The organism is Variovorax defluvii (assembly GCF_039541515.1).
Lineage (GTDB): Bacteria > Pseudomonadota > Gammaproteobacteria > Burkholderiales > Burkholderiaceae_C > Variovorax > Variovorax defluvii.
Map to the genome: position 1 here is coordinate 68,798 of NZ_BAABGJ010000013.1, position 23,661 is coordinate 92,458.

Sequence of the window (23,661 nt, forward strand, 5' to 3'; positions counted from 1 at the left end):
CCTAAGCTCCAGCTCAGGCGGCAGCGACCCTAAAGCGCGGTGATTCCGCCCATGGCTCCCTTCTGCGCAGGGTTATTTCATGCAACTACACTTGTTGCATGAAGCAGAGCAGCCAACTTTCCGACGTGTTGCACGTCCTCCTGCACCTGGCAGAGGCCGATGCTCCCCTCACCTCCGAAGCACTCGCCTCGGCGATGAGCACCAACCCCGTGGTGCTCCGCCGGCTCATGGTCGGCCTGCGCGAAGCGGGCTTCGTCGTTTCCGAGAAGGGTCACGGCGGTGGCTGGGTGATGGCCGCACCGCTGGAAAGCGTCACGCTCCGCGATGTGCATGTGGCGCTAGGCGCTCCCCCGTTGGTGACCCTAGGGTTCCGGGAAGACCGGCCGGAATGCTTGGTCGCGCAGGTGGTGAACGAGTCCCTGCAGTCCGCCGTGCAGGAGGCCGAAGCCTCCTTGCTGGGGCGCCTGGAAGCCATCACGCTGTCCGAGCTATCGCAAGGCTTCAACCATCGCCTGCGCGCGCACAGACGCGCTGGGGCAGCATCTGCCCATCGCCTGGAGGACCACCATGGTCAAAGCTGAATTCGCGATCATTGGCGGCAGCTATGCAGGCCTGTCTGCCGGCCTGCAACTGGCCAGGGCTCGACGGGACGTTCTCGTGGTGGATGCCGGCTTGCGCCGCAACCGATTCGTCGACCAGGCCGGTGGCACCTCGCACGGATTTCTGTCCCGCGACGGCATTGCACCTGGCGTCATCGCGGCCGAAGCCCGGCAGCAGCTGCTGCGCTATCCCACGGTGAGATGGCTGGATGGCGTGGCGGAGGACGCCCGGCAAGCCGATGACGGACGCTTCGCCTTTCGCGTCGGTGAGCACTCGGTGCATGCAGCCAAGCTGGTGCTCGCCACCGGCGTGCGTGACGAGTTGCCGGCCGTCGAGGGCCTCGCCGAGCGCTGGGGTCGCAGCGTGTTCCATTGCCCCTATTGCCATGGCTACGAGCTGGCTGGCGGTCCCATCGGCATCATCGCGGCTGCCGAAGTCGCGCAACACCACGCCATCATGTTGCCCGACTGGGGAATGCCCACCCTGTTTCTCAACGAGGCCTATCGTCCCTCCGGCGATGACTTGGCCGCGTTTGCACGTCGTGGCACGAAGGTGGAGGCGACTCCCATCCTGCGAATCGAAGATGTAGCCGATGTGGTGCTGGCCGATGGACGGACCTTGCGCATGAACGGCCTGTTCACGCAGCCGCGCTCTCATATCGCCAGTCCCATCGCCGCTCAACTGGGTTGTGCGCTGGCGCAGGGCCCTGCGGGGGCATTCATCCAAGTGGATGCCGTGCAGCAGACGTCCGTGCCGAGTGTCTTTGCCTGCGGCGATGCCGCGCGGGCGTCCGGCAATGTGGCCCTGGCGGTCGCGGATGGGGCCATGGCCGGGTTTTCCGCGCATCGGTCGACGATGTTCTAGCGACCCACCGTCCTAGGCTGCCAAAGCGGCCGGTAAGGCGATCACGCGACACCCAGCCAGCCCAACAGGTGCGCGGCCGTTCAGGTCTGGCTGATCGCGCCCCGCCGCCGCACTGATCAGGTGTTCGACGTCATGATGGCCTTGGCTTCCAGGAACGACTCCAATCCCAGCGGGCCGAACTCTCGACCGGTACCCGACTGCTTGTAGCCGCCGAACGGCGCAAGCGGATCGTGCTGCATCCCGTTGATGGCCACGCGTCCTGCCTGGAGCCGACGCGCCACGGCTTGTGCTCGCGTGGGGTTGGAAGAGAACACGTACGCGTGGAGTCCGAATACCGAGTCGTTCGCGATAGCGATCGCATCGTCTTCGCTCTCGTAACCGATGATGCTCAGAACGGGGCCGAAGATCTCTTCCTGCGCGATCGCCATGGTGTTGCTGACCCCGGTAAACACGGTCGGACGGACAAAGAAGCCTTGCTCCAAGCCCTCGGGGCGTCCAAGTCCGCCGGCGACCACCGTCGCGCCCTCCTCCATGCCCCGATGGATGTAGCTCTGCACACGATCGAAGTGGGCGCGATTGGCCATGGGGCCGATGACCGTGGCAGGGTCTGCCGGGTCGCCGACTTTCAATTTCTCCGCGATCGTCTTGACCTGCAAGCTGATCTCCGCAAGGCGTGCCTGCGGAACGAGCAGCCGCGACCCCGCGATGCAAGCCTGGCCGCTGTTCTGGAATGCCGCGGCGATCGCCGCCGGAACGGCAACTGCAAAATCCGCATCGTCCAGAATGAGGCTGGGCGACTTGCCGCCCAGCCCCAGCGTGAGGCGCTTCATCGTTTCCAGAGCCGCACGCGCGATAAGCTTGCCGGTGTTACCGGAGCCGGTGAAGGATATTCGGCTGACGTCCGGATGCGAACTGAGCGCGGCCCCGACGACCTCGCCGCGTCCGCTGAGAACGTTGATCACGCCAGGAGGCAGCCCGGCCTCGTGCAGCGCTTCGGTCACGATCTGCGTCTGGATGGCGCTCAGTTCGCTGGGCTTGATCACGGTGGTGCACCCCGCGGCGATCGCCATTGCGAGCTTGCTGCAGATTGATCCGGCGTTGCTGTTCCACGGCGTGATCAACAGCGAAACGCCGACCGGTTCCATCACGACTGTCGAGGTACCCACAGTCCGCTCGAACTCATAGCCTTCGAGCACCGTGGCGGCATCAAGGAAGGTCTGAGCCGCGAACTGCGAGACCCAGGTCGATCGCGACACGGGGCCGCCATACTCCTCGATGGTCGCGTCGCGCAACGCATCCTTTTTCGCCAGGACGGCCGCATGCAGTCGCTTGAGCATCGCAATGCGCTCGGCCTTGGTCGTCTGCGAGAAGGCCGGCAGGGCCTTCTTCGCGGCCGCTACCGCACGCAGGGCGTCCTCCTCGTCGGCCAGCACAACATAGCCGATCGTCTTCTCAGTGCTTGGGTTGAAGAGCTCGAGGCGCTCGTTGCCGTGTGGCTCGACGAAAGCGCCTTCAATGTAGATGTGGTCAATGGTTCGCATGGCAGCTCCTGGATGGGGTTGACGAAGGGCACACGAAGAATCTAGGAGCCGGCCATTGATTTGATAAGAGGGATGAAAGAGGATGGAACATCCATAGAATCAGGACAATGCACAAGTCAGGTTTGGTCGAGCTGGAGGCAGTCCTGGCCGTCGCCAGGCATCACGCGTTCCGGCCCGCCGCCCTCGAGCTGGGCATGTCCGCCACGGCCTTGAGCAATGCCGTGGCAGGTCTGGAACGGCGACTGGGTGTGCGTCTCTTCCATCGAACGACCCGCAGCGTCTCGCTCACGGAAGCGGGCGAGCAGTTCACGGCGCGCATCCAGCCCGCCATGTCCGAAATCCGCGGCGCCATGGAGATCGCCACGGAGCGTCGTGCCAAGCCCGGCGGAGTGCTGCGCATCAATGCAGCACTCGGCGCGGCACGAATGGTATTCGCACCGCTGGTACCCGAATTTCTGAAGCGCTACCCGGACATGACGGTAGACATCGTGACCGAGGATCGCCTCATCGACATCGTGGCCGAGGGCTTCGACGCGGGCCTGCGTCCGAGCGATCTGGTGCCACGCGACATGGTGAGGGTGCCCATTGGCAGCGACATGCGCATGGCCGTGGTGGGCTCGCCAAGGTATTTCAAGCAGCATCCGAAGCCGAAATCCCCGGCTGACCTGGCTGCGCACGATTGCATCCGAGCGCGTCTGCCGAATGGTGCGCCTTCCCGATGGGAATTCGCGAAGCGCGGCGAGACGCTGAACGTCGAGGTGCCAGGGCGCCTCGTGCTCGACGCACCAGCGCTCATGCTGGACGCAGTTCGCTCAGGACTCGGTCTCGCTCAAATCGCCGAGTGGTACGTCCTGGACGACCTGAAAGCGCGCCGACTCGTTCGCGTGCTGGATGACTGGACCCCGCCCTATCCGGGCTTGGCTCTCTACTATTCCGCGGGCCGTCACGTACCGGCCGGTTTGCGTGCGTTCATCGATCTCATTCGGGAGATCGGTTCTCGATAGCAGTGCTCGTCAGTCCGAGCTCAGGTCGCTGCGTCTGAGCCGAGCTCTCCGGGGTTTTCGGGGAGTTCCCTCCGGGCTCCGCTCCCCGGCGCGCAGACCTCCCTCAGGTGGTAGCTCACAGGCGTGGGGGGGAAAGCCTTGGTGTATCGCCATGTAAGACCGCGCCGCATGACTTCAGCAGCGGATGGAAACGCGGACTGTGGTCTGGGAGGTTGCTGCGGATCGAGCCGATGGCCTATCGCGAACCGGGTTGGGCCCGCCGAAGTCGGAGCGGGTCGAACTCGGATCGCGAAACGAACCGCTCCTTCTCCCCACAGGTTGCAACGTAGTGGTGTGCGCGCTCGGCGGCCTCGACACCTTCAAGCCGCGCAATGATCCGTGCGGTCAGACAGAACAAGGGCCTCGAACTGGAGTTCGTCATCGACAAGCTCGCCGACATCTACGAGCCGCGCGACGCGCGGCTGTGGCTCTTTTCCCGCCGACGTCTCTTGGACGACCAGGTGCCGGCCGAGTTGATTCAGCAGGGCCGCGTCGACGAAGTACTGGCTTCGGTGAACCAGTTGCTCGATGGCGTGCATCTGTGAGGCGCGGCCAGAGGGATGATTCACGACCCCAACCTGCTGGACCGACTGGAAGCGCTCCCCAAGGAGACCTTCGACGGCGGGGTCTTCAGGGGGACGCGGCAAAAAGCCTGGACCCGCTGGCTGACGCCAAGCGGGTGCTCAGCCGGCACTGGAAGCGCCTCTTCGACTCGGCGCTTATCATCCGTTTGTCGTTTGGAGGTGCCTCATGCCGGATATCGTTGCCGAACTCGCCGAACAAGCTCGTACGTTGCCCGCCGACGAGCGCTCGCGCCTCGTCGAACTGCTTCTCGAATCGCTCCACGAGTCTCCTCTTGCAGAGGTGGAAGCCGCGTGGGCGAAGGAGGTCGAGCGCCGTGTAGCGGCTCACCAGCGCGGCGAAGTTGAAACCTTCGCTGCCGAAGACGTCTTCGCCGAAGCACGCCGCATTGCACCGTGAGGCGTGCGCGTTTTACAAGAGAGGCTCGTTCCGAGCTGCTCGCCCAAACCGCATACTACGAAACGATCCGTAAAGGCCTTGGCGCCCGCTTCCGCGCAGAGGTGGAGATCGCCGCGAAGCTGGCCGCAACCTTTCCCCTTCATGGAAAAGCCGGGCCCGCTGGAGCACGGCGCCGACTGGTTGCGGATTTCCCGTTCAAGGTCTTCTACACCGAGACGGACGACGGCGTACTCATCCACGCGGTGGCCGGAGACCATCAGTTTCCGGAATACTGGGTCAGTCGCATCCCAGAGAGTGGCGGCTGACCTCGCGCGCGAGCTGAGCGCCACTGGCGAGGCAGGTAGGCCGCGCAGCATGCGGTCTATCGCGGCGCGCGGCTCAAGCGTCTTGCCGGCGGCGGCAGGGCTTGGCTCAACGCTGAGCGTCTGCTTAGGTGCGCAGCCTACGTATGCCACCGGATTCGGGCACAACATCTCCGGCAGCAGGGCGCTCTGCGATCCTCAAGGCCCAGCGCGCCTCAAGCAGCTTGGAGTACTGTGGCGGGCAGGTACGGGAGGATGTTGCTCATCGCCCGCGAAACGAACTGCTCCTTTTCGCCCACAGGCGCGACGTAGTGGAGTGCGCTCTCTGCGGCCTCGACACCTTCGAGCCGCGCGATGATCCACGCGGCCAGGTAGGGCGATGCCAGGCAACCGCCCGCCGTGGCGACGTTGTCGCGTGCGAAGAATGGCTGATTGAGCACATCCACACCGGCCTCCTGCACCCAGGGCTTGGTGGTGAGGTCCGTGCAGGCGGGAACGCCATGAAGCAAGCCGAGTTTGGCAAGGACCAGGGTGCCAGAGCACTGGGCGGCAAGCAACTGCCGCGACGGGTCCAGCTTCAGTTGCGACATCAGCGATGGGTCGGCAACGACATCTCGCGTGAGGAGGCCGCTTCCAACGAGCACGGCATCCGCGGTGACCGCGTCGTGCAGCGTGGCTTGAGCTTCCACGACGACACCGTTCATGGAGCGCACCTTGGCAGAAGGGCTGGCGATGGAAACATGCCAGCCAGGCTTCTTGATGCGATTCAGGATGCCGAGGGCTACGAAAGAGTCGAGCTCGTTGTAGCCTTCGAAGGTCAGGATGGCGATGTGCATGGGGCGTTGGCGATGAGTTGTTTGCGCATGGTAGGTCAAGTGGCACTTCGGCTAGTGGCCGAGCGGAGCGGGTGGTTCCGACGATGCAGAGCGCGGTACCCGCTGCAAGGCAGGGATATCGCCTGGGCGTCAAGGAAAATGGGCAAGCTAGTTTTGCAAGATGTCGTGGGGACCGCATTCGCCGAGGCAATTGGACTCGGACTCGCTGTGCGATTCCTTTCGAGCTTTGCACGGATAGTGTGAACGCGGCGTCGGAGGCACGTGGCCCAGATATGGCCAGAGAGATCCGCGTATACGTGCGTATGACCCCTTTAGACTGGTTGCGGCCATTTGGCCTCTCCGGAACCTAGGACTGCTTCCCACTCTACTGCCGACGAAGTTCTGCTGAGGCTGCCTCAGATTGGTTGCGGAAGTACGAAGAGGTTGTAGTGATGGTCTCCCTGGGATCTCGCCACTTTCTAGGCTTCCGCTTCCACGATCAATCCCTCTCCCGTTAGAGCGGGTGCGGCGATCGGGGAAAGAGCAGGCCGCCAAGATGGCGCCAGGAGCCCGCTCCTAGTGTCGGAGGCCCGGTCATGGACCGGGACGGTTGTTCGCTTGGTCAACCATGAGGGACCGTCGGCGCGTCGACGATGGAGGAAAGGTCGGGCAGCACGACGAGTTCAAGCGGCTGCAAGGCGTTCGGCTCGAAGTTCATCATTGGAACAATGAGGCTGGCGAATTCATCCAGTGGATTGTGCGGGCCGGTGTTGACGAAGCCTTTCTTGAATGGTTGCGCCACGTGAGCAATCGGCAATTCTTGTCTTGGTTGAAGGCCGCTGGTCCGGCTGCCCTGCGCTATTTCGTGAAGGTTTTCGAGGAGATGCCATAGGTAAGCAGTTGCTGCTACCCGGCCTGATGGAACGCTCTCGATGCGGCGGGTGGACTGGCCGTTGCGAGACTGGTTGTGGCCGGTCGAAGCGGTCGATCTGCACGACTGCTTCGGCAGGCTGTTGAGCGGGCGGCGGCCAAAGGATTGCATGTTTCGACCTTCGCTCCCCCGGTAACTCGTGAGATTTGACCGCGGGTTTCTTGGCAAATCCCTGTTCTTGAGGAGAGTCGACGGAGGACTTGTCTCTAGAATCGCAACGAGACGTTTCGTTGCAAACGGTAATAGATATGGACTTTTGGGGATGACGTCCAGCACGCACCAGCATTTGACTCTGCTTAAGAAGTCCACGAAGGCGATTTCGACGACTGATGGAAAATGCATCGATGTCTTCGAGCTCCAGTTGAACTCGGCTAGCGAAGCCGCCCTCAAAGTGTGGGCGAAGCACTTTCGCGCGCAGTACTGCCTAGACGATGAACTGGACAATCTGAGGGAGGGCTCGGGCAAGTCTAGAAGGGACTTCCTCCTGGAGTCCGTTTTTCCTTCTGCAACTACCAGGCTTGGCCCCGCGGTCCGTTCCGGCGACTTCGTCGAGATACTGGTTTCCGATGTGCTCGAAACCCAATACGGGTACTGGGTACCTCGGACTCGGCATTCGGGCAAGATGGTGCGAGACGAATCGCCGAGGGGCAGTGACATCCTCGGCTTCAAACTTGTCAGCGACGCCGATGGAGAGTGGAGTTCCAATGACATCCTGATCGTTTGCGAGGCGAAGGGACAGCTGAGCGGCAAGTTGCCGAAAGCTAGGCTGCAGGATGCGGTCGACGACTCCGTCAGGGACGCCCTGCGAAAAAGCGAATCGTTGATTGCCGCCAAGCGGCGCCTTCTCCAATTGGATCGACTTGTAGATGCAAAGCGCGTCGCAAGATTCCAAGATCCCCTCGCGCGCCCACACATTGAGCATGCTGGTGCTGCAGCAACGTTCTGTTCAAGCCTCTTTGATGAGGCTCTGATTCAAGCGACGGACTGCTCGCAGCACCCAAATCATCAAGGGATCATGTTGGTCGTCATTCATGCGCCGACTCTCATGAAGTTCGTTCATTCCCTATACGAAAGGGCCGCCGATGAGGCCTAGTCACGAGGCTCGGCACGCTGCCGCGATTACATTGTCCAAGGGGAAGATGTACGAATATCAGATTCCTATTGAGGAACATATCGAACTCCCTGAAGGCCTTAACCTCGAAGAGCAGTTTCCGTTGGCAATCGGCACCATAGGCGACCACGCTGCAGAGAAGGTGGATGGAGCGCTTGGCGCGGATGCAGGGACCGAGCCGACTGACCCGAACGACGTGCAGTTCGCCGCTAAGGCTCTTCACGCATTCATAGAAGCGCGAATGAACACCTCCGTCGAGAATGTAGTTCGCCTTCTGAGTTCGGCGGGCCACTACTTGGCAGGCCGGCCCGGCGACTCCGTGGTGGTCGCGAAAGGACTCGGGGATCTCTCCCATACAAGCGATCCGCTGGCAGTTGCTCTGCAATGGGCACTAGGAAGGCCTTGGAGTGAGCTCGTGCCTGGCATTGACTCCCATCCTCGCGCGAAGTCGCTGCTTGTTGCCCTAGCTGAGCACTTTCGAGATGGGACAAATGACACTCTGGTATCAGATGTCGAATCAATGCGGAACTGGGCCTATTCGGTCGGTACGCCGCATGAGCTCCTGTTCTCCGATTTGCTGAGTGCGGTTGCGCTTCACCGGGTCGAGCGATCCGCATGGAGCTTGCTGCCCAAGTACAGCGGCCTGGACCGCGCTCAATGGATCCCCTACCTGCAGCGCAAGACCGCTGTTCAAGAGATGTGGCCGTCGCAGCAGATGCTTGGTGTGGCCGGGCTCTACGCAGGCAGGTCGGCGGTCGTACAGATGCCGACTAGCGCGGGCAAGTCGCGCGCTACGGAGCTTGTCATTCGTTCCACGTTTCTGGCCAAACGCGCGCAGCTTGCCATTGTCGTCGCGCCATTCCGCGCGCTGTGTCAAGAAATCGCCGGGTCACTCCGCGATGCGTTCGTGCCCGACGGGTTTCAAGTCAATCAGTTGAGCGATGCGCTACTTCCGGACTACTTGGATGAGCTATCCCCGTTTGTTCAAGGTTCGCTCGATACCAATCCGGGCGTTGTTGTGCTCACGCCGGAGAAGCTTCTGTATGTCCTTAGACAGAATCCGCTTCTCATTGAAGAGGTGGGCCTCATTGTTTATGACGAAGGGCATCAGTTTGACACCGGAAGCCGCGGCGTGGCGTACGAGCTGCTACTTACATCCATCAAACGGCTTCTACCCAAGGCGTCTCAATCCGTTCTGATTTCCGCGGTAATTCGGAACGCTGCCGCGCTCGCGAGCTGGCTCCTTGGGGATCCAGAGCACGTCGTCACGAACTCTCAACTCCAGACCGACAGACTCATAGCATTTGCAAGTTGGCGAAGTGAGCAAGGTCATGGTCAGTTGCAATTCACCCGCCGAAGTGCGGAGGCTCAAGACTTCTTTGTGCCGCGAGTACTGACCTCTGAAGTGCTTCCACTCCGGCCCAGGGAAACGAAGCAGCGCATATTTCCCACTCGCAAGAGTGGCTCGATTGCCCTTTACCTCGCACTGCGAGTGCTCCCGAACGGTGCCGCCGCAATTTTCTGCGGCACCAAGCGTTCCGCTGCTGCGCTCGTTCGTGAGGCAGTGGAAGAGGTGTTCGAAAGGGAGGCCGTCCAGACATCTCCGGCCGAGTACTCGGCGTCCGACGAAATTCTAAAGATGCGGTCGCTGTACCAGGAGAACTTCGGTGGTGACTCCTACCTTACGAAGGCAGCTGCCCTGGGGATATTCGCCCATCATGGCAACACTCCTCATGGAATCAGGTTGGCAATCGAATATGGCATGAGGGCCAATCTCCTACGCTTGGTCGTTTGCACGTCAACCCTCGCGCAGGGTGTCAACCTTCCCATTCGCTACCTTTTCATTACTAGCACTTGGCAAGGGGCAGACGAGATTCGCGCACGCGATTTTCACAACTTGATGGGACGTGCCGGTCGTGCGGGGATGCACGGGGAAGGAACGGTAGTTTTCACCGGACCAGATCTATTCGACAAGCGACAGCGAGGATTAGGAGCAAAGAAGTGGAAGGAGGTCAACCATCTGCTGGAACCTGACAACTCCGAACCGACAGGAAGTTCGTTGCTTGAAATCTTCTTGCCTTTGGTGAGTGATAGGGGAGAGCGGGAGCTTGCCATTGAGTCGCGATTCGATGTAGTGAAGAAGTTGGCAAGCGATGCTGATGCGTTGAAGGCTACATTCACTACGCTGTCAGATGAGCTTCGCGAAGGGGGATTTTCAGCAAAGTCACTGCATGCCCAGCTCGAGCGCAAGGAGGACGTCCTTGCGGCAGTCGAGAGCTTCCTGATGGCGTATCGAGCAAGTGATGATTCGGCCGCCTTCTACGCGACTGCCCATGCCTTGGCGGAAGACACCTTTGCCTACTCTCTCGCGACCGAGGAAGAGCGAATCGCGCTGGTTGACCTTTTTGACCTAGTTGCAAAGAAGATTGAAGCGCAGGTCCCAGACGTAGCGGTTCAGGCACGGTATGGAAGGACCCTCCTTGGCCTCTCAAAAGCCCGAAGAATTGACGAATGGCTTGAAGAGAAGCGGTTCGAACTAGAGCTCATGGAATCTGATGAGGACATCTTTGAGCTTCTTTGGCCATTGCTGGTAGAACTCACCCGAGAAAAGCGCTTGCATGACACACAGCCTCCACAATCCATCCAGGAAGTCGCAAAAGGGTGGCTGGCGGGCAAGCCGTACCATGAATTACTAAAATTTCTTTCGAAGGCAAGCTTTCCATACGGAGAGAAACGGCGGAAGTTCACCATCGATATGGTCGTCGACCTTTGCGAAAAAACCCTCGGATATGAATTTGGGCTACTCCTCGCAGCGACTTCCACCGCGGTCCAACAGATGAACCTCTCTGAGAACGTACGAACTGGTCTTGCGGCGTTCCTCGACAGATTGCAGAAGCGGCTCAAGTATGGTCTTCCAACCGCCGCTGCCATAGCACTTTTCGAGATTGGATTCTCGGAGCGAATGCTGGCGCAGGCGTTGTTGAAATGCCTTACCGAGTCCGTGGACTTCACCGGTCAAGCCCGTAGGCAAGTGGTTCGCGAGCGCGAGAAGGTTGATCAAGTTCTATCTGCCTATCCGGCGTACTTCTCGGATGTTTATCGCTCGATTCTTGAATCGGTAGAAGCAGCACAGTAGGGCTTGAGGGCATCGAGAACCAGGCGATTCATCTGCGGGCTCCCGGCTTCTCATGTCACGGCAGCGTCGCATGCTTGGACGGCATGGTCGCGGTGCTGAAGTTGTCAAGCCCATCACCTGCCGTTCGTTGAGGGCAGTCGCGCCCGAGGTCTGCGTTCGCAGATCTCAAAGGACGGGGTACCTACTCGACGTTGACCACCGACGACAAGTGGAGCGGCGGGGAATGACCGCATAGCCGCAGTTCGCAGTCATTCACGTGTATCGACCGCGAGGACCGCTCCCGCTGCGACGCGGAAGACGGATTCACAACCTTTAGCCAAGTCAGAACCCCTCGCGCCTCGCCCACATCAGCACATCTTCCTTCTTCAAGATGAGCCGCGCGGCACGAGAGGTCTGAGCGCCTGGTTCAAAGGGCGCACTCACGTCCTTTCTTATCATTGGCTCGACCACGAGCTGCGTGCCAATGCGAGAACGCACGACAACATTCCGAAGGATGCCCGATTCGCCCGCTGGGCCAGCGCAACGAAGGGCAGTAGAAGAAGTGAGGCTCAGCGACTTGCAGACATCCGAACGAACAACGAGATCGACATGCTCGACCTCGGCAAGCCCGAGACGACGCAGGGCATGCGTGGAGATCCCATCAACCCCTTCGGAAAGCAACACAAGCACCGCGAAGACAAGAACGCCCATAAAGGGCGCGAAGATCAGAGCCGTACGCGGCGGGAGCCGGACAGTGGTCAGGTTCGCAGCGACCAGCAGCGCCAACCATCCCAGTATCAACAGCCCAGCCATCCAGGGGGAATGGCTACTCTCGCGTGCAAGATGAATCGCGAGTTGAAGGGCCGTGATCAGGCCACCCAGCCACACGAGCGCACTGAAGCCTAGAAAGAACACAAGCTCCCAATAGCTGCTTTCTGCGCCCTGGCCCGGCGGCTCTGTGGCTCGGCGCTGTTGCCAACGCAGGCGCCATACACGGCCCATGACAAAGACCACCGCAAGAACCGCAAACAGCCAGCCGAGCCAAGACCCAGAAAGCAGCAGGCGTGCCTTGTTCAACCAGGCATCGGCCATGCTGATCAAAGTCATCAGCACCCCACTTCCAATCACGCTCGCGAGCGTCCAGGGGCTTGGCGGAATCTTGTACTCGTTGAGCGCATATGCCGTGACCACCCCTGGCAACACTGCGACCAGCATGTAGACGATGACCGTGCCCAGCCCCACCAACGCAACAGCAAACAGGAGCGCAGTTGACGTCGCCAAGTCGACATCCGGCATGAAGCCGATGCGGAGGAAGAAGAACAGAACGAGCAAGCCGCCTGACGTCAGGGCAAACGCAGCAAGCGCCGAGATCGGATTGACGGTCAGATAGCTCAGCCAGCGTGTCGCCGCCGCCGCCGCCTTGGCAGGCCGGCTCACCGGCAATGGCGCCTGTTGATCGATGTCAGTGCGCACGAGGATCCAAGCAACTCGCTAACTCAGACACCGGCAGGTCCAGCGCATAGGCCAGACGCGCCACGTTGTGAAGGCCGATGTTCCGCTCACCTCTCTCAACCGAACTCACGTAGTTCGTGTGCAACTCGGCAAGTTCGGCAAGCCTCTCCTGCGTCATCTCCAAAGCCTCGCGGCGAGCGCGCACCGCCGCGCCAAAGGCGATCTGAGTCTTTTCCTTGGACGGAGGCTTGGAGCGCGGTTTCGGCACCGCGCGAGTCTCCCTGTACTCACACTATGAGTACACACACTATGAGTTTGGTTGAGGCATACTGTGCCGCGTGCTGCTTCCACTCATACTCACACAGAACGATGACATCGAAGCCATCTGCAAACTAGTTCACACGGGCCAGGCCAACGCCTTCATGCAGCTCGTCCCCTCCCCCACCGGCGGCATGCCGCTCCCCGGCGTCGTGGTGACCGAGTTCACCCCCTCCGGCTGGCTCGCCTACCGTGCCCATCTGGCCCGCAAGCGATCACCCTGACCCGCCTCGGCGACCGCCCATCGCCGCCAGCCTCACCCCGCCTCCCGCGCCAGCTTCGCCCGCCTTTCCACTTCCTTCGCACTCGGCACCTCCTGCGCGAACGACCCCAGCGGCACCTCGCCCGCCGGCACATAGGTACTCATCACCACGCCCGTCGCCGAGGTCCGCGAGGCCACCAGCCGCATCGCCCCCGGCTTCGCTCCCGCTTCGAACTGCCGCTTGCCGCGCCCCAGCACCACGGGAAAGGTCCACACGTTGTATTCATCGATCAGCGACGCAGCCTGCAGCGTCTGAATCAGGTTGCCGCTGCCGATGATCTGCAGATCCTGCCCCGGCTGCGCCTTCAGCGCCGCGACCGCCTCGGCCACATCGCCTTCCAGCAGCGCCGAGTTGTGCCACTGCAGTTCACCCTGCTTCAGCGTGCGCGAAGCCACATGCTTGCGCGTCGCATTGAAGGTCTTCGCGATCGGGTTGTCGTCCGGCTGATACGGCCAGTACGCCTCGAAGATCTCGTACGTCCTGCGCCCGAGCAGGAGTTCGCGGTCCTTGCCGTCCAGCCCGTTCATGTCCTGGCTCGCGGCCTCGTCCCAGTAGGGAAACGTCCAGCCGCCAAAGGCGAAGCCGCCGGTGGGATCTTCCTCGGGGCCGCCCGGGGCCTGGAGGATGCCGTCGAGGGAGAGCATGGTGGATGCGATGAGCTTTCTCATAGGGACTCCTTGGGTTCAGAGAGGCATGGACGAAGACCGTCCCATCCCTACGTCGAACGGGCCAAGCCGGGTTCGACACCATCCCTGCAAAAAAATGACGCCGGGCGAGTCAGCCTCTCACCTGGGCCAGGCGCTCCAGCGCATCCTCGCGCCGTTCAACGCGACGCCTCGACCTTGGCGGCACCCGGCTGCCGGGGGTGCAGGATCGGCCGCAGCTCTGGGGTCGCGCAGCGCTGCCGATATTTCGCATATCCCCCATATTTACTGCGCAGTAAATATGCCGAGTTCAGGAAATATCTACTGCGCCTCGATGCTCGCCGCCCTCATCAGCTTCTCCGTCAACCCGATCTCCGCCTTCAGGCTCCGCGAAAACTCCTCCGAGCTGCTGGCCTGCACGGTCGCGCCGGAGGCTTCGAGTTTGCTGCGCACGTCGGGCATGGCCAGCGCCTGGGCCAGGGCCTCCTGCACCTTCTTCACGATCGGCGCCGGTGTGCCCTTGGGCACGGCCAGGCCGCCGAAGGAGACGACCTCGACGCCCGGCACGCCGGCCTCGGCGAGGGTGGGCACCTGGTCGAGGCGCGCATTGCGCTTGGGCGAGAGCACGGCCAGGGGCTTGAGCTTGCCTCCCTGGATGTGCGGCAACGCGGGGCCGACGAGGGCCAGGGCAAAGTCGACCTGCTTGCCGGCCACGGCATTGGTGGACTCCGACGCGCCCTTGTAAGGAACGTGCAGGGCCTGGGTCTTGGTGGCGGAGAGCAGCAGCTCCGCGCCCAGGTGCGAGGGCGTGCCGACGCCGCCGGAGGCATAGGCCAGCTTGCCGGGGTTGGCGCGCAGGCGCTCGACCAGCTGCGTGACGTTGGCGATGCCCGAGTCGGGGTTGACGACGATGACGGAGTCGGACTGCGTGATGCCGCCGACGTGCACGAAGTCCTTCATCACGTCGAAGCCGGGGTTGCGGTACATGCGCATGTTGGTGGCCATGGGCGAGCCGCTGTAGACCCAGGTGTAGCCGTCGGCCGGCGCCTTGGCGGCGAGCTGCGCGCCGAGGTTGCCGGCGACGCCGCCGCGGTTCTCGACGACGACCGGCTGGCCGAGGATCTTGGAGAGGGCGTCGCCGGTGATGCGCACGGTGGTGTCGGGCGCGGTGCCGGCGAGGTAGGGCACGATCCACTTGATGGGGCGGCTGGGGTAGGGCTGCTGCGCCTGGGCGCCGGCGGCTGCGCAGAGCGTGCCGGCGGCGGCGAGGAGGATGGCGCGGCGGATGGTGTTCATGGCTTTGTCTCCAGTGAATGTTGTAGCGAAGTTCGGGGGACTGCGTTGCTCGTTTCAGCGGACGCTCTCGCCCAGCAGTTCGCGGGCGATGGTGTTGCGCTGGATCTCGCTGGTGCCGGTGAGGACGCGGTACATGCGCAGCAGGCGGAACATGAATTCGACGCGGCTGCCCTGGACGATGCCTTCGCCGCCCAGCACCTGCACGGCGCGGTCGGCGATGCGGAAGGCGGCCTCGCTGCAGAAGAGCTTGGCCATGGAGGCATCGGCACGCGCCTCGCCGCCGGCATCGAGGGTGCGGGCCACGCTGAGCATCAGCGCGCGGGCGGCGGCGAGTTCGGTGGCCATGTCGGCCAGCAGGTGCTGCACGGCCTGGAAGGCGCCGATGGGCTGGCCGAACTGGCGCCGCCGCGTGGCATGGGCGATGGCGTCGGTCAGCGCGACGCGCGCATGGCCGAGCATGGCGGGGCAGTGCAGCAGGCGGTTGACGGTGATGCGGCCGAGGGCGAGTGCCAGGCCTTTGCCCTGTTCGCCGATGAGGTTGGCCACGGGGATGCGGCAGTCGGTGAGCACGATGTTGCCGGTGCTCGACTGGCCGGCCAGCGTCTTGTAGCCGCTCTGCACCTCGAAGCCTTCGCGGTCGCGCTCGACGAAGAAAGCGGTGGTCTCGCGGCGCGCGGGGTCGTCGCTGGTGGAGGCGATGACGACCGCCATGTCGCAGAAGGGCGAGCCGGAGATGAAGCGCTTGGTGCCGTTGAGCACGTACTCGTCGCCCACGCGCACGGCGCGGGTCTGCACGGCGCCGGCGTCGGAGCCGGCCTCGGGCTCGGTGATGGCGAAGCAGATGGCTTTTTCGGCGCGGGCCACGGGGAGGATGAAGCGGGCCATCTGGTCGGGGGTGGCCTGCTTCGCGAGGGCGCCGACGCGGGGCGGGCCCGAGAGTTCGCCGAGCACGTGGGCGGCCAAGGGCGAGCCGGTGGCGTAGATGGCTTCCTTGATGAGGCAGTGGTCGTGCACGCTGAAGCCGGCGCCGCCGAGCTGCCTGGGCAGGGTGATGCCGTAGAAGCCGTGCTCGCGGGAGCGTTGCCAGACCTCTTCGAGCAGGGCGCGCGGCGCGCCGGATTCGTAGGTGATGCCGTGCTCGGCAACCAGGGGGTGCAGCTCGTCGCGGATGAAGGCTTCGACGCGGGCGATGAATTCGCGCGCGGCATCGCTGCCTTCGAAGGGCGGCATGCCGGCGGCTCGCGGCGCGGCGGCGGTGGGGGTGGTGGTGGCGTCCATGGCGCGGTCTCTCTGTTTCAGTTGACGCGCCGCTCGCGGCCGCGCCAGTAGGGCTCGCGCACGTCCTTGCGCGAGAGCTTGCCGTTGGCGTTCTTGGGCAGGTGGTCGGTGAAGTCGACCGAGCGCGGGCGCTTGAAGTCGGCCAGGCGGCCGCGGCAGAAGTCCATCAGCTCGCCGGCCTCGGCGCGGGCGCCGTCGCGCAGCACGACGATGGCCTTGACCGATTCGCCCCAGTGGTCGTCGGGCACGCCGATGACGCAGACCTCGTACACCGATTCGTGCTGCGCGAGCACGGCCTCGACCTCGGTGGGGTAGACGTTGAAGCCGCCGGAGACCAGCATTTCCTTCTTGCGGTCGACGATGTGGATGTAGCCCTCGCGATCGACGCGGGCCAGGTCGCCGGTGTGGAGCCAGCCATCGTCGCCGAGGGCCTCGCGGGTGGGTTCGGGGGCGCGCCAGAAGCCGGCGAAGACGTCGGGGCCGCGCACGCAGATCTCGCCGATCTCGTCGCCCTGCACGGGGCGGCCCTGGCCGTCGAGCACCTGGATGTCGGATTCGCAGGACGGGCGGCCGCAGGCCGAGAGCAGCTCGGGGCGGCCGCCTTCGATGGCGAGCGCATGGTCTTCCGTGCTGAGGGCGATGACGCCGCCGGTGGTCTCGCCGGCGCCATAGCCCTGGGCCAGCACGGGGCCGAAGGCGGCCCAGGCCTCGCGGATGCGCGCGGGGGACATGGGCGCGGCGCCGTAGGAGACCAGGCGCAGGCTGCTCAGGTCGCGGGTGCGGATGCTGGGCTCGGCCAGCAGGGCGTTGATCATCGCAGGGACGAAGAAGCACATGGTCACCTTGTGTTTCTCGATGGCTTCGAGGATCTCGGCGGGCTGGAAGCGTTCCATCAGCAGCACGGTCACGCCCTGGTAGAGCATGGGCTGGATGAACATGCCGCTGGCGTGGGTGATGGGGCCGCAGAGCATCAGCACGTCCTTGCGCTGGGCATGCATGCGGCCCATGACGATCTTGCGCAGCGAGGCCATGCGGTTGCCGACGGTCTGCATGGCCGCCTTGAGCTTGCCGGTGGAGCCGGAGGTGTAGTGCAGCACGGCCAGCTCGTCTTCGCGCATGTCGGCGTGGATGTGTTCGTCGCTGGCCTGGGCGAGCAGGGCTTCGTAGTCCAGCCAGCCGCCTTCGTCCGGCGCGGGGGCGAAGGCGATGCGGTGCTTCAGGCTGGCCACGGGCGCCGCGGCCTCCTCGACCATGGCGCGGTGCTCGGGGCCCGCGAGGCAGGCGGCCGGTTCGGCGTTGGCGAGCGCATCGGCCAGCTCCGTCGGGGCCAGGCGGGCGTTGAGCGCGACCTTGACCAGGCCGGCCTTGTAGAGCGCGCATTCGAGTTCGACGATCTCCGGCCGGTTGGGCGAGACGACGGCGACGCGGTCGCCCCGCTGCAGGCCCAGGGCAAGCAGCGCATGCGCGAGGCGGTTGGATCGCTGCTCGAGCTGCGCATAGCTCAGCGCGCCGTCGCGAAAGAGGATGGCGGGCCGGTCCGCCCAGAAGCGCGCGCTGCGCGCGGTGTACATGCCGAGGTTCATGGGGTGTGTCTCCGTATGGCTCGCAGTCTAGGAAGGCAGGGGGCGGCCTTGGATAAGCGAGCGGCCGGTCTTGATAAGCTGGCGTGATCGCCCAAACAGGGCGGACGGAGGCATTCCATGGGCGTGCGGCTCGACGACATCGATTACTTCCTGGCGGTGGCGCACCACGGCAAGGTGCGCGCGGCCGCGGCGGCGCTGAACGTGTCGCAGCCGGCCATCACGCAGGGACTTCAGCGGCTGGAGAAAGAGCTGGGATTTCCGCTCTTCGAGCGCAGCAGCCGCGGCATGCAGCTCACCGCGGTGGCGGTGCAGTTCCGCGAGCGAACGCAGGCGCTGCGCGCGAGCCTGGGCGACGCGATCAAGGAGGCGGCCGACATGCACCTGGGCGAGCTGGGCCTGCTGCGGGTCGGCGTGTCGCCGCTGTACGCGCAGCGGCTGTTCGTGCCGGCGACGGTGGCGCTGCACCGGCAGCGGCCGGCGGCGCGGCTGCGGCTGATGCTCAACCTGAACGATGCGCTGGTGGCGGCGCTGCGGCTGGGGGACATCGATGTGTCGATCAACGCGCTGCCCGGCGTGGTGCCGCCGGACCTGCACGCGCTGCCGCTGATGGACGACGCGCTGTGCCTGGTGGTGCGCGAGCACCATCCGCTGCTGGCAAGGCGGCGCCTGCGCCTCGCGGACCTGGCGGATGCGCAGTGGATCCTGCCCGGCCCGGCGGTGGCCGCGCGCCGCAGCGTGGAAGGGCGCCTGGCCGAGGCGGGCCTGCCGCCGCCGCGGGTGACGGTGGAGGTGAGCAACACGGCCGGCGGGCAGCTCAACCGCCTGATCGCGCAGAGCGACCTGGTGTCGATCATGAGCGAGGCGCAGCTGGACACGCCCCTGGGTGAAGGCCTGGCGCCGCTGCCGATGGCGGATGCGCGCTTCACCCGCACCATCGGCGCGCTGACGCGCAAGGGCGTGCCGCTGCCGCCGCTGGCGCATCGGTTCCTGGAGCTGCTGGAGGAGACGGCGCGCGCCGGCACGGCGGCGGCGAAACGCCCGGCTTCGCGCCGGGCGGCGAAGCACTGAGGGAGGCGGCCGCCTCTACGGAGCGCAGGCCGGCATCATCAAGGCGAAGAGCTCGCTGCGGAAGTGGATGCCCAGCCGCGTGAAGGCCCGGTTGCGGTAGGTCTTGACCGTGGGCAGGCCGATGCCCAGGTCGGCGGCGATGCCTTCCTGCGACATGCCCTGGAGGATGCGCAGGCACACGTCGACCTCGCGGGTGGTGAGCGCCGGCTGCAGCCGCCGCAGGCGCTCGGCGCGATCGTCCGGCACGGCCGGCCGGGCCAGCACGATGTGCTTGCGTGCCAGGGCCATGAGCAAGCTGCCGATGCGCCCGAACTCGGCGATCTGCGCGTCGCTGAGCGCGCGCTGGTGCTGGTGGCGATAGAAGTTGAGCGCGAAGAGCGAACGGTCCGCCTCCTCGTGCACGACCGACACGCGCTCGGCCATGCCGTGCGCCTCGTAGACCGTGGCGCGGTGCTCGGGCGGGATCTCGCGCGCGGTGATGTGGCACAGGCGCAGCGCGCCGCCGGCCGATGGCGGCTCGCGCTCGGCGCGCAGGGTGCGGTCGCGGGCAATGGGCCCGGCGAGGTAGGCGCGCCAGCAGTCGCGGGTGGTGTCGGGCACGCCGATGCTGGCGCTGAAGAAGATCGCGGGATCGGTGCCGGTGCGGTAGGCCGAGAGGGAGCCGAGCGGCAGCAGGCCGCGCAGGCCTTCGAGCAGCGCCGTGCCGAAGCAGGGCTCGCCCAGCGCCGACACGGCCTGCGCCAGCGCGTCGCTGCCGGCGGGGGCGGGGTCGGGGGTCCAGGTGCGCATCGGGGGTGAGGGTTGTCCCGTCATCTTCCGGGATGACAGGGCCGCGCCGCCACCGGACTTACGCTAGCCGCATGACCGATCCGCTTGCCGCACCGACGCTCGAACACTTCGCCGACCTGCAGGTGGACGTGGGCACACCCGAGGTGCTGGGCCAGGGGCCGGCCGGGCTGCGGCGCGTGGTGCCGATCCACGGCGGCAGCGCGCAGGGCCAGGGCTGGCGCGCCCGGGTGCTGCCGGGGGGCAGCGACTTCCAGCTCATCGCGAGCGACACGCTGTCGATCCTCGATGCCCGCTACGGGCTGGAGACCGAAGCCGGCGAGCGGATCTACGTGCGCAACCACGCGGTACGTGCGGCCTCGGCCGAGACGATGGCGGCGCTGCTGCGGGGCGAGCCGGTGGACCCGGCCCGCATCTACTTCCGCTGCGTGCCGCGCTTCGAGGCCGCGGCGCCGGCGCTGCAATGGATCCACGAGCGTGTGTTCGTGGGCGTGGGCGTGCGCCATCCGTCGCAGGTGGTGATGCGCTTCTTCGCGCTGGGTTGATTTTTTGTTCCGGAGACATCGATGAACCGAAGCATTCGCCGCGGCCTCCTGGTCCTGGCCATCGGCGCCGCGCTGGCGCCGCTCGCGCAGGCGCAGGGCGCTGCCTATCCCTCGCGCCCGGTGCGCCTGATCGTGGGCTTTCCGGCGGGCACCGGGCCCGACATCGTGGCGCGCCTGCTGGCGCAGAAACTGTCGGAAGGCTGGGGCGGCCAGGGCGTGGTGGTGGACAACAAGCCCGGCGCCGGCGGCCTGATCGCGGCCGGCGAGGCGGCGCGCGCGCAGCCCGACGGCTACACGCTGATGCTGGGCGAGACGGGGCAGCTGAGCATCGCGCCGAGCAGCTACAACAGGCTGCCCTACGACCCGCAGAAGGACTTCGTGCCGGTGAGCCAGGTGGTGAGCTCGGACTTCGTGCTGCTGGTCAATCCGCAGAAGGTGCCGGCGAAGAACGTGAAGGAGTTCGTGGCCTGGACGCAGCAGCAGAAAGGCCTGTTCCTCGCGACCTTCGGCGCGGGCACGCCGGGGCACTTCGGCGCCTACATGTTCGGCGAGGCGGTGAAGCAGAAGCCCGAGCCGGTGCACTACAAGACCACGGCCGATGCGCTGGGTGGCTTGTTCAGCGGCGACGTGCAGGGCGTGTTCGCCAGCGTGGGGCTGGCGGCGCCGAACGTGAAGTCGGGCAAGCTGGCGGCGCTGGGCTCCACCGGCGCCACCCGAAGCCCGTCGCTGCCCGATGTGCCGACGATCAAGGAGCAGGGGTATCCGACGCTGGAATTCAGCTCGTGGTTCGGCGTCGTCGCGCCGGCGAAGACGCCGCCCGAGATCGTGGCGAAGCTGCAGGCGGACATCCAGCGTGCGGTGGGCTCGGCGGACGGCCGTCAGAAGATCGAGGACGCCGGCTTTCGCGTGACCGGCACGACCGGCGCGGAGTTCGCGCGCATCATCGCGGCCGACACGGCGAGCTGGGGCAAGGCGGTGGCGGCGACGGGGTTCAAGGCGGACTGAAGCGCTCGCCGCTCCTGAGGCGCGCTCGCTAGCGGCGAGCGAAGAGCGGTTGCTCGTAGTGCGCCACGCGCGTCGCGCGCCCCGCGATGCACAGCTCCCTGAACTGGTAGAGAAAGGCCGCTGTCGGCGCGGCGATCCAGCCGTCGCCCACGGGCATGCGCAGCACGGGGTGCACGCTGTCCTCGATGGGGTCGAGCAGCGGCGCATCGTCGCGCATGAATTCGCTGACGGGGATGCGGTGGATGCTGGCCACCTCGGCCTCGCTCGGCACCAGCGAGCGCGCGGAGCCGGCCCAGACGACCACGGGCGTGATGGCGAAGCCGGAGCGGGTGACGAAATCATCGAGGCGGCCGAGCACGGCGTGCGCGTCGAGGCGCAGGCCGACTTCCTCGTGCATCTCGCGCAGCGCGGCCTGCTCCGGCGACTCGTCGCCGTCGATGCTGCCGCCGGGCAGGGCCCATTGGTTCGGGTGCTTGCGCAGGCCCATCGCGCGGCGGGTGAGGAGCACGGCGGCCTCGGTGCTCCACATCGTGGGCGCGCGCAGGCCGGGCAACGCGGCACCGAAGCCTTCCTCGATGATGGCGAGCGCGACGGCGGCACGCCTGGCGCCGGGCGGGTCGAGTGTTTGGCGTTCGAAGCCGCGAAGGCTGCCGGCGATGCGGGTTCGCAGGGCGTCGTCGGCTTGCAAGGGTGAGTCGGGTTGCGGCATTGGATGATTCTGGCGTCATGGCTCAGGACCGTCTGCGCCTGTTACTCGAATTGATAACCCAGCGAAGGGGACGGTGTAGCCATCGGGCGCCGCCTTCGAGGCGGCCTCGGCCGCCGGCGCCGGCGCGGTTGTCCACGACGAAGCTCTGCTTCAGTTCATCGCCGAGGCCCTGGGCCATCAGGCGTGCGACGGCATCGATGCCGCCGCCGGCGGCATAGGGCACGATCATCTTGCTGGTGCGGGTCCAGGGCCTGCTTCAGGCGCCGCATCAGCTCGCGTTCCGCCGCTGGTAGCCGGTCCCGGGATGCAGCTTGGGCTCGGGCAGGCTGTCCAGGGGGTAGCGGTTGTAGAAGGCCTCGGGCACCACGGGGGGAAATGCGGCGCGACCAGCCCGACGTAGAGCACGAAGCCCTGTTCGGCGCGCCGGGCGGCCTCGCCCAGTCACTCGACGGCGCGCTGCGTCACCGCGCGGTCGTACTGCGTGTACGAGGCGACGAAGTAGCGAAGCTGGCGCAGGGTGATGTTCATGGGTGTGGTCGATGTGTCCGGCACGGCGGTCAGATGGCTCCATGCACACCTGCTCACACCCGGGTGGCGTCTCGTGCACACTGGCGTGCCGTTTCGCCGCCATGTCCGCCGTGTCATTCGTCGGCATTGTCGGCGTTCTGTGTCCTCTCTCTTCATAGGAGCGCATGCATGGAAACCCAAGAGCTGCACCGCGGTCGCCTGATCGATCACATCCAGCTGGTCGTTCGCGATCTCGCCGCGAGCCAAGCCTTCTACACGGCCGCCTTCGAGGTGCTGGAGATCCCGATGGGCGGCACCGGCGATGGCTATTTCTGGGCCGACGAGCTGTTCGTGTCGACCGCCGACAGCGAAGCCGCGCAGGGCCAGCTGACGGGGCGGCACCACCTGGCCTTCCAGGCCCGGGACAAGGCGATGGTCGATGCCTTCCACAAGGCCGCCCTCGCGCATGGCGGCACCGACAACGGCGCGCCGGGCGAGCGGCCCTATCACCCGGGCTACTACGCCTGTTTCGTGCTGGACCCGGACGGCAACAACATCGAAGCCGTGTTCCATGGCGAGGCGCAGCGCAGCGCGCCGTCGGTGAAGGTCACGTTCTAGCGCGAGCCCAGCGCCTCGACGAGCTCCGGCACCGCCGTGAACAGATCGGCCTCCAGGCCGTAGTCGGCGACCGAGAAGATCGGCGCCTCCGGGTCCTTGTTGATCGCCACGATCACCTTGGAGTCCTTCATGCCGGCCAGATGCTGGATCGCGCCGGAGATGCCCGCGGCGATGTACAGCTGCGGGGCGACGATCTTGCCGGTCTGGCCCACCTGCCAGTCGTTGGGGGCGTAGCCCGCATCGACGGCCGCACGCGATGCACCCAGGCCCGCGTTGAGCTTGTCGG

Annotated in this window: 26 protein-coding genes; 13 read left to right on the plus strand and 13 right to left on the minus strand. The window is 65.1% G+C overall.

Annotation, left to right across the window (positions count from 1 at the left end):
- The first annotated feature begins 98 nt into the window (after positions 1-98).
- Both ABEA07_RS08770 and ABEA07_RS08775 read left to right on the plus strand, forming a co-directional pair.
- Positions 99-581 (plus strand): Rrf2 family transcriptional regulator, encoded by a 483-nt coding sequence (locus ABEA07_RS08770; protein WP_345537238.1) that lies wholly within the window; start codon positions 99-101, stop codon positions 579-581.
- Complete coding sequence (locus tag ABEA07_RS08775) at positions 568-1,464, plus strand: NAD(P)/FAD-dependent oxidoreductase (protein WP_345537239.1); 897 nt, start codon at positions 568-570, stop codon at positions 1,462-1,464. Before ABEA07_RS08770 ends, ABEA07_RS08775 begins: the two co-directional genes overlap by 14 nt.
- Positions 1,465-1,580: 116 nt before the next feature.
- Here ABEA07_RS08775 and ABEA07_RS08780 read toward each other — a convergent pair whose 3' ends face one another.
- The gene (locus ABEA07_RS08780) at positions 1,581-3,005 is read right to left on the minus strand and encodes an aldehyde dehydrogenase family protein (protein WP_345537241.1); all 1,425 of its coding nucleotides are present in this window, start codon (positions 3,003-3,005) and stop codon (positions 1,581-1,583) included.
- A gap of 107 nt (positions 3,006-3,112) precedes the next feature.
- Between ABEA07_RS08780 and ABEA07_RS08785 the strand changes: the two genes are divergently transcribed.
- The 4 genes from ABEA07_RS08785 (at position 3,113) to ABEA07_RS08800 (ending at position 5,334) form a co-directional block, all read left to right on the plus strand.
- On the plus strand, positions 3,113-4,009 hold the full coding sequence (locus tag ABEA07_RS08785) for a LysR family transcriptional regulator (RefSeq protein WP_345537242.1): 897 nt from the start codon (positions 3,113-3,115) through the stop codon (positions 4,007-4,009).
- A 371-nt stretch (positions 4,010-4,380) separates the two neighbouring features.
- Positions 4,381-4,593, plus strand: coding sequence for a hypothetical protein (locus tag ABEA07_RS08790; RefSeq protein ID WP_345537244.1), 213 nt, complete (start codon positions 4,381-4,383; stop codon positions 4,591-4,593).
- 205 nt (positions 4,594-4,798) lie between these two features.
- Positions 4,799-5,029 carry an addiction module protein gene (locus ABEA07_RS08795; protein ID WP_345537245.1) on the plus strand — a complete coding sequence of 77 codons (231 nt, stop codon included), beginning with the start codon at positions 4,799-4,801 and terminating at the stop codon, positions 5,027-5,029.
- Positions 5,026-5,334 carry a type II toxin-antitoxin system RelE/ParE family toxin gene (locus tag ABEA07_RS08800; RefSeq protein ID WP_345537246.1) on the plus strand — a complete coding sequence of 103 codons (309 nt, stop codon included), beginning with the start codon at positions 5,026-5,028 and terminating at the stop codon, positions 5,332-5,334. Before ABEA07_RS08795 ends, ABEA07_RS08800 begins: the two co-directional genes overlap by 4 nt.
- A 212-nt stretch (positions 5,335-5,546) precedes the next feature.
- Here the strand turns inward: ABEA07_RS08800 and ABEA07_RS08805 are convergent, their stop codons facing one another.
- Both ABEA07_RS08805 and ABEA07_RS08810 read right to left on the minus strand, forming a co-directional pair.
- Positions 5,547-6,167: a DJ-1/PfpI family protein gene (locus ABEA07_RS08805; protein WP_345537247.1), complete on the minus strand. Its 621-nt coding sequence runs from the start codon at positions 6,165-6,167 to the stop codon at positions 5,547-5,549.
- A gap of 601 nt (positions 6,168-6,768) precedes the next feature.
- Positions 6,769-7,188: a hypothetical protein gene (locus ABEA07_RS08810; protein ID WP_345537249.1), complete on the minus strand. Its 420-nt coding sequence runs from the start codon at positions 7,186-7,188 to the stop codon at positions 6,769-6,771.
- A gap of 151 nt (positions 7,189-7,339) precedes the next feature.
- Here ABEA07_RS08810 and ABEA07_RS08815 point away from each other — a divergent pair, with 151 nt between their 5' ends.
- Both ABEA07_RS08815 and ABEA07_RS08820 read left to right on the plus strand, forming a co-directional pair.
- A complete protein-coding gene (locus tag ABEA07_RS08815) occupies positions 7,340-8,170 on the plus strand; it encodes a Hachiman antiphage defense system protein HamA (protein WP_345537250.1) in 831 nt (276 codons plus the stop codon).
- Positions 8,171-8,216: 46 nt separating this feature from the next.
- Complete coding sequence (locus ABEA07_RS08820) at positions 8,217-11,324, plus strand: DEAD/DEAH box helicase (protein ID WP_345537251.1); 3,108 nt, start codon at positions 8,217-8,219, stop codon at positions 11,322-11,324.
- A 321-nt stretch (positions 11,325-11,645) separates the two neighbouring features.
- Here ABEA07_RS08820 and ABEA07_RS08825 read toward each other — a convergent pair whose 3' ends face one another.
- The gene (locus tag ABEA07_RS08825) at positions 11,646-12,776 is read right to left on the minus strand and encodes a hypothetical protein (protein WP_345537252.1); all 1,131 of its coding nucleotides are present in this window, start codon (positions 12,774-12,776) and stop codon (positions 11,646-11,648) included.
- Positions 12,766-13,023 carry a helix-turn-helix domain-containing protein gene (locus ABEA07_RS08830; protein WP_345537254.1) on the minus strand — a complete coding sequence of 86 codons (258 nt, stop codon included), beginning with the start codon at positions 13,021-13,023 and terminating at the stop codon, positions 12,766-12,768. The genes ABEA07_RS08825 and ABEA07_RS08830 overlap by 11 nt, the downstream gene beginning before the upstream one ends.
- A 70-nt stretch (positions 13,024-13,093) precedes the next feature.
- Between ABEA07_RS08830 and ABEA07_RS08835 the strand changes: the two genes are divergently transcribed.
- Positions 13,094-13,297, plus strand: a complete 204-nt coding sequence (locus ABEA07_RS08835) for a hypothetical protein (RefSeq protein ID WP_345537255.1) — start codon at positions 13,094-13,096, stop codon at positions 13,295-13,297.
- A 32-nt stretch (positions 13,298-13,329) separates the two neighbouring features.
- Here ABEA07_RS08835 and ABEA07_RS08840 read toward each other — a convergent pair whose 3' ends face one another.
- From ABEA07_RS08840 to ABEA07_RS08855, 4 genes are all read right to left on the minus strand, one after another.
- A complete protein-coding gene (locus ABEA07_RS08840) occupies positions 13,330-14,004 on the minus strand; it encodes a dihydrofolate reductase family protein (protein WP_345537256.1) in 675 nt (224 codons plus the stop codon).
- A gap of 297 nt (positions 14,005-14,301) precedes the next feature.
- Positions 14,302-15,276, minus strand: a complete 975-nt coding sequence (locus tag ABEA07_RS08845; RefSeq protein WP_345537257.1) for a Bug family tripartite tricarboxylate transporter substrate binding protein — start codon at positions 15,274-15,276, stop codon at positions 14,302-14,304.
- A gap of 54 nt (positions 15,277-15,330) precedes the next feature.
- Positions 15,331-16,554, minus strand: a complete 1,224-nt coding sequence (locus ABEA07_RS08850; RefSeq protein WP_345537259.1) for an acyl-CoA dehydrogenase family protein — start codon at positions 16,552-16,554, stop codon at positions 15,331-15,333.
- Between the two features lie 17 nt (positions 16,555-16,571).
- The gene (locus ABEA07_RS08855; protein WP_345537261.1) at positions 16,572-18,137 is read right to left on the minus strand and encodes an AMP-binding protein; all 1,566 of its coding nucleotides are present in this window, start codon (positions 18,135-18,137) and stop codon (positions 16,572-16,574) included.
- Between the two features lie 117 nt (positions 18,138-18,254).
- Here ABEA07_RS08855 and ABEA07_RS08860 point away from each other — a divergent pair, with 117 nt between their 5' ends.
- Positions 18,255-19,205 carry a LysR family transcriptional regulator gene (locus tag ABEA07_RS08860; RefSeq protein ID WP_345537262.1) on the plus strand — a complete coding sequence of 317 codons (951 nt, stop codon included), beginning with the start codon at positions 18,255-18,257 and terminating at the stop codon, positions 19,203-19,205.
- Positions 19,206-19,220: 15 nt separating this feature from the next.
- On the opposite strand, the gene ABEA07_RS08865 is transcribed toward ABEA07_RS08860, so the two are convergent.
- A complete protein-coding gene (locus ABEA07_RS08865) occupies positions 19,221-19,994 on the minus strand; it encodes a helix-turn-helix transcriptional regulator (RefSeq protein ID WP_345537263.1) in 774 nt (257 codons plus the stop codon).
- A gap of 71 nt (positions 19,995-20,065) precedes the next feature.
- On the opposite strand from ABEA07_RS08865, the gene ABEA07_RS08870 reads away from it, so the two are divergent.
- Together ABEA07_RS08870 and ABEA07_RS08875 are read left to right on the plus strand one after the other, a co-directional pair.
- Positions 20,066-20,536 carry a DUF3237 domain-containing protein gene (locus tag ABEA07_RS08870; protein WP_345537265.1) on the plus strand — a complete coding sequence of 157 codons (471 nt, stop codon included), beginning with the start codon at positions 20,066-20,068 and terminating at the stop codon, positions 20,534-20,536.
- A gap of 21 nt (positions 20,537-20,557) precedes the next feature.
- On the plus strand, positions 20,558-21,541 hold the full coding sequence (locus tag ABEA07_RS08875) for a Bug family tripartite tricarboxylate transporter substrate binding protein (RefSeq protein ID WP_345537266.1): 984 nt from the start codon (positions 20,558-20,560) through the stop codon (positions 21,539-21,541).
- 28 nt (positions 21,542-21,569) lie between these two features.
- Here ABEA07_RS08875 and ABEA07_RS08880 read toward each other — a convergent pair whose 3' ends face one another.
- Positions 21,570-22,250 (minus strand): NUDIX hydrolase, encoded by a 681-nt coding sequence (locus ABEA07_RS08880; protein WP_345537268.1) that lies wholly within the window; start codon positions 22,248-22,250, stop codon positions 21,570-21,572.
- Positions 22,251-22,272: 22 nt separating this feature from the next.
- Complete coding sequence (locus ABEA07_RS08885) at positions 22,273-22,479, minus strand: hypothetical protein (protein ID WP_345537270.1); 207 nt, start codon at positions 22,477-22,479, stop codon at positions 22,273-22,275.
- A 467-nt stretch (positions 22,480-22,946) separates the two neighbouring features.
- Here ABEA07_RS08885 and ABEA07_RS08890 point away from each other — a divergent pair, with 467 nt between their 5' ends.
- Positions 22,947-23,375 carry a VOC family protein gene (locus ABEA07_RS08890; protein ID WP_345537271.1) on the plus strand — a complete coding sequence of 143 codons (429 nt, stop codon included), beginning with the start codon at positions 22,947-22,949 and terminating at the stop codon, positions 23,373-23,375.
- Here the strand turns inward: ABEA07_RS08890 and ABEA07_RS08895 are convergent.
- The coding region (locus ABEA07_RS08895) for an electron transfer flavoprotein subunit alpha/FixB family protein (protein WP_345537273.1) at positions 23,372-23,661 on the minus strand (290 nt) is incomplete at its 5' end. The genes ABEA07_RS08890 and ABEA07_RS08895 overlap by 4 nt on opposite strands.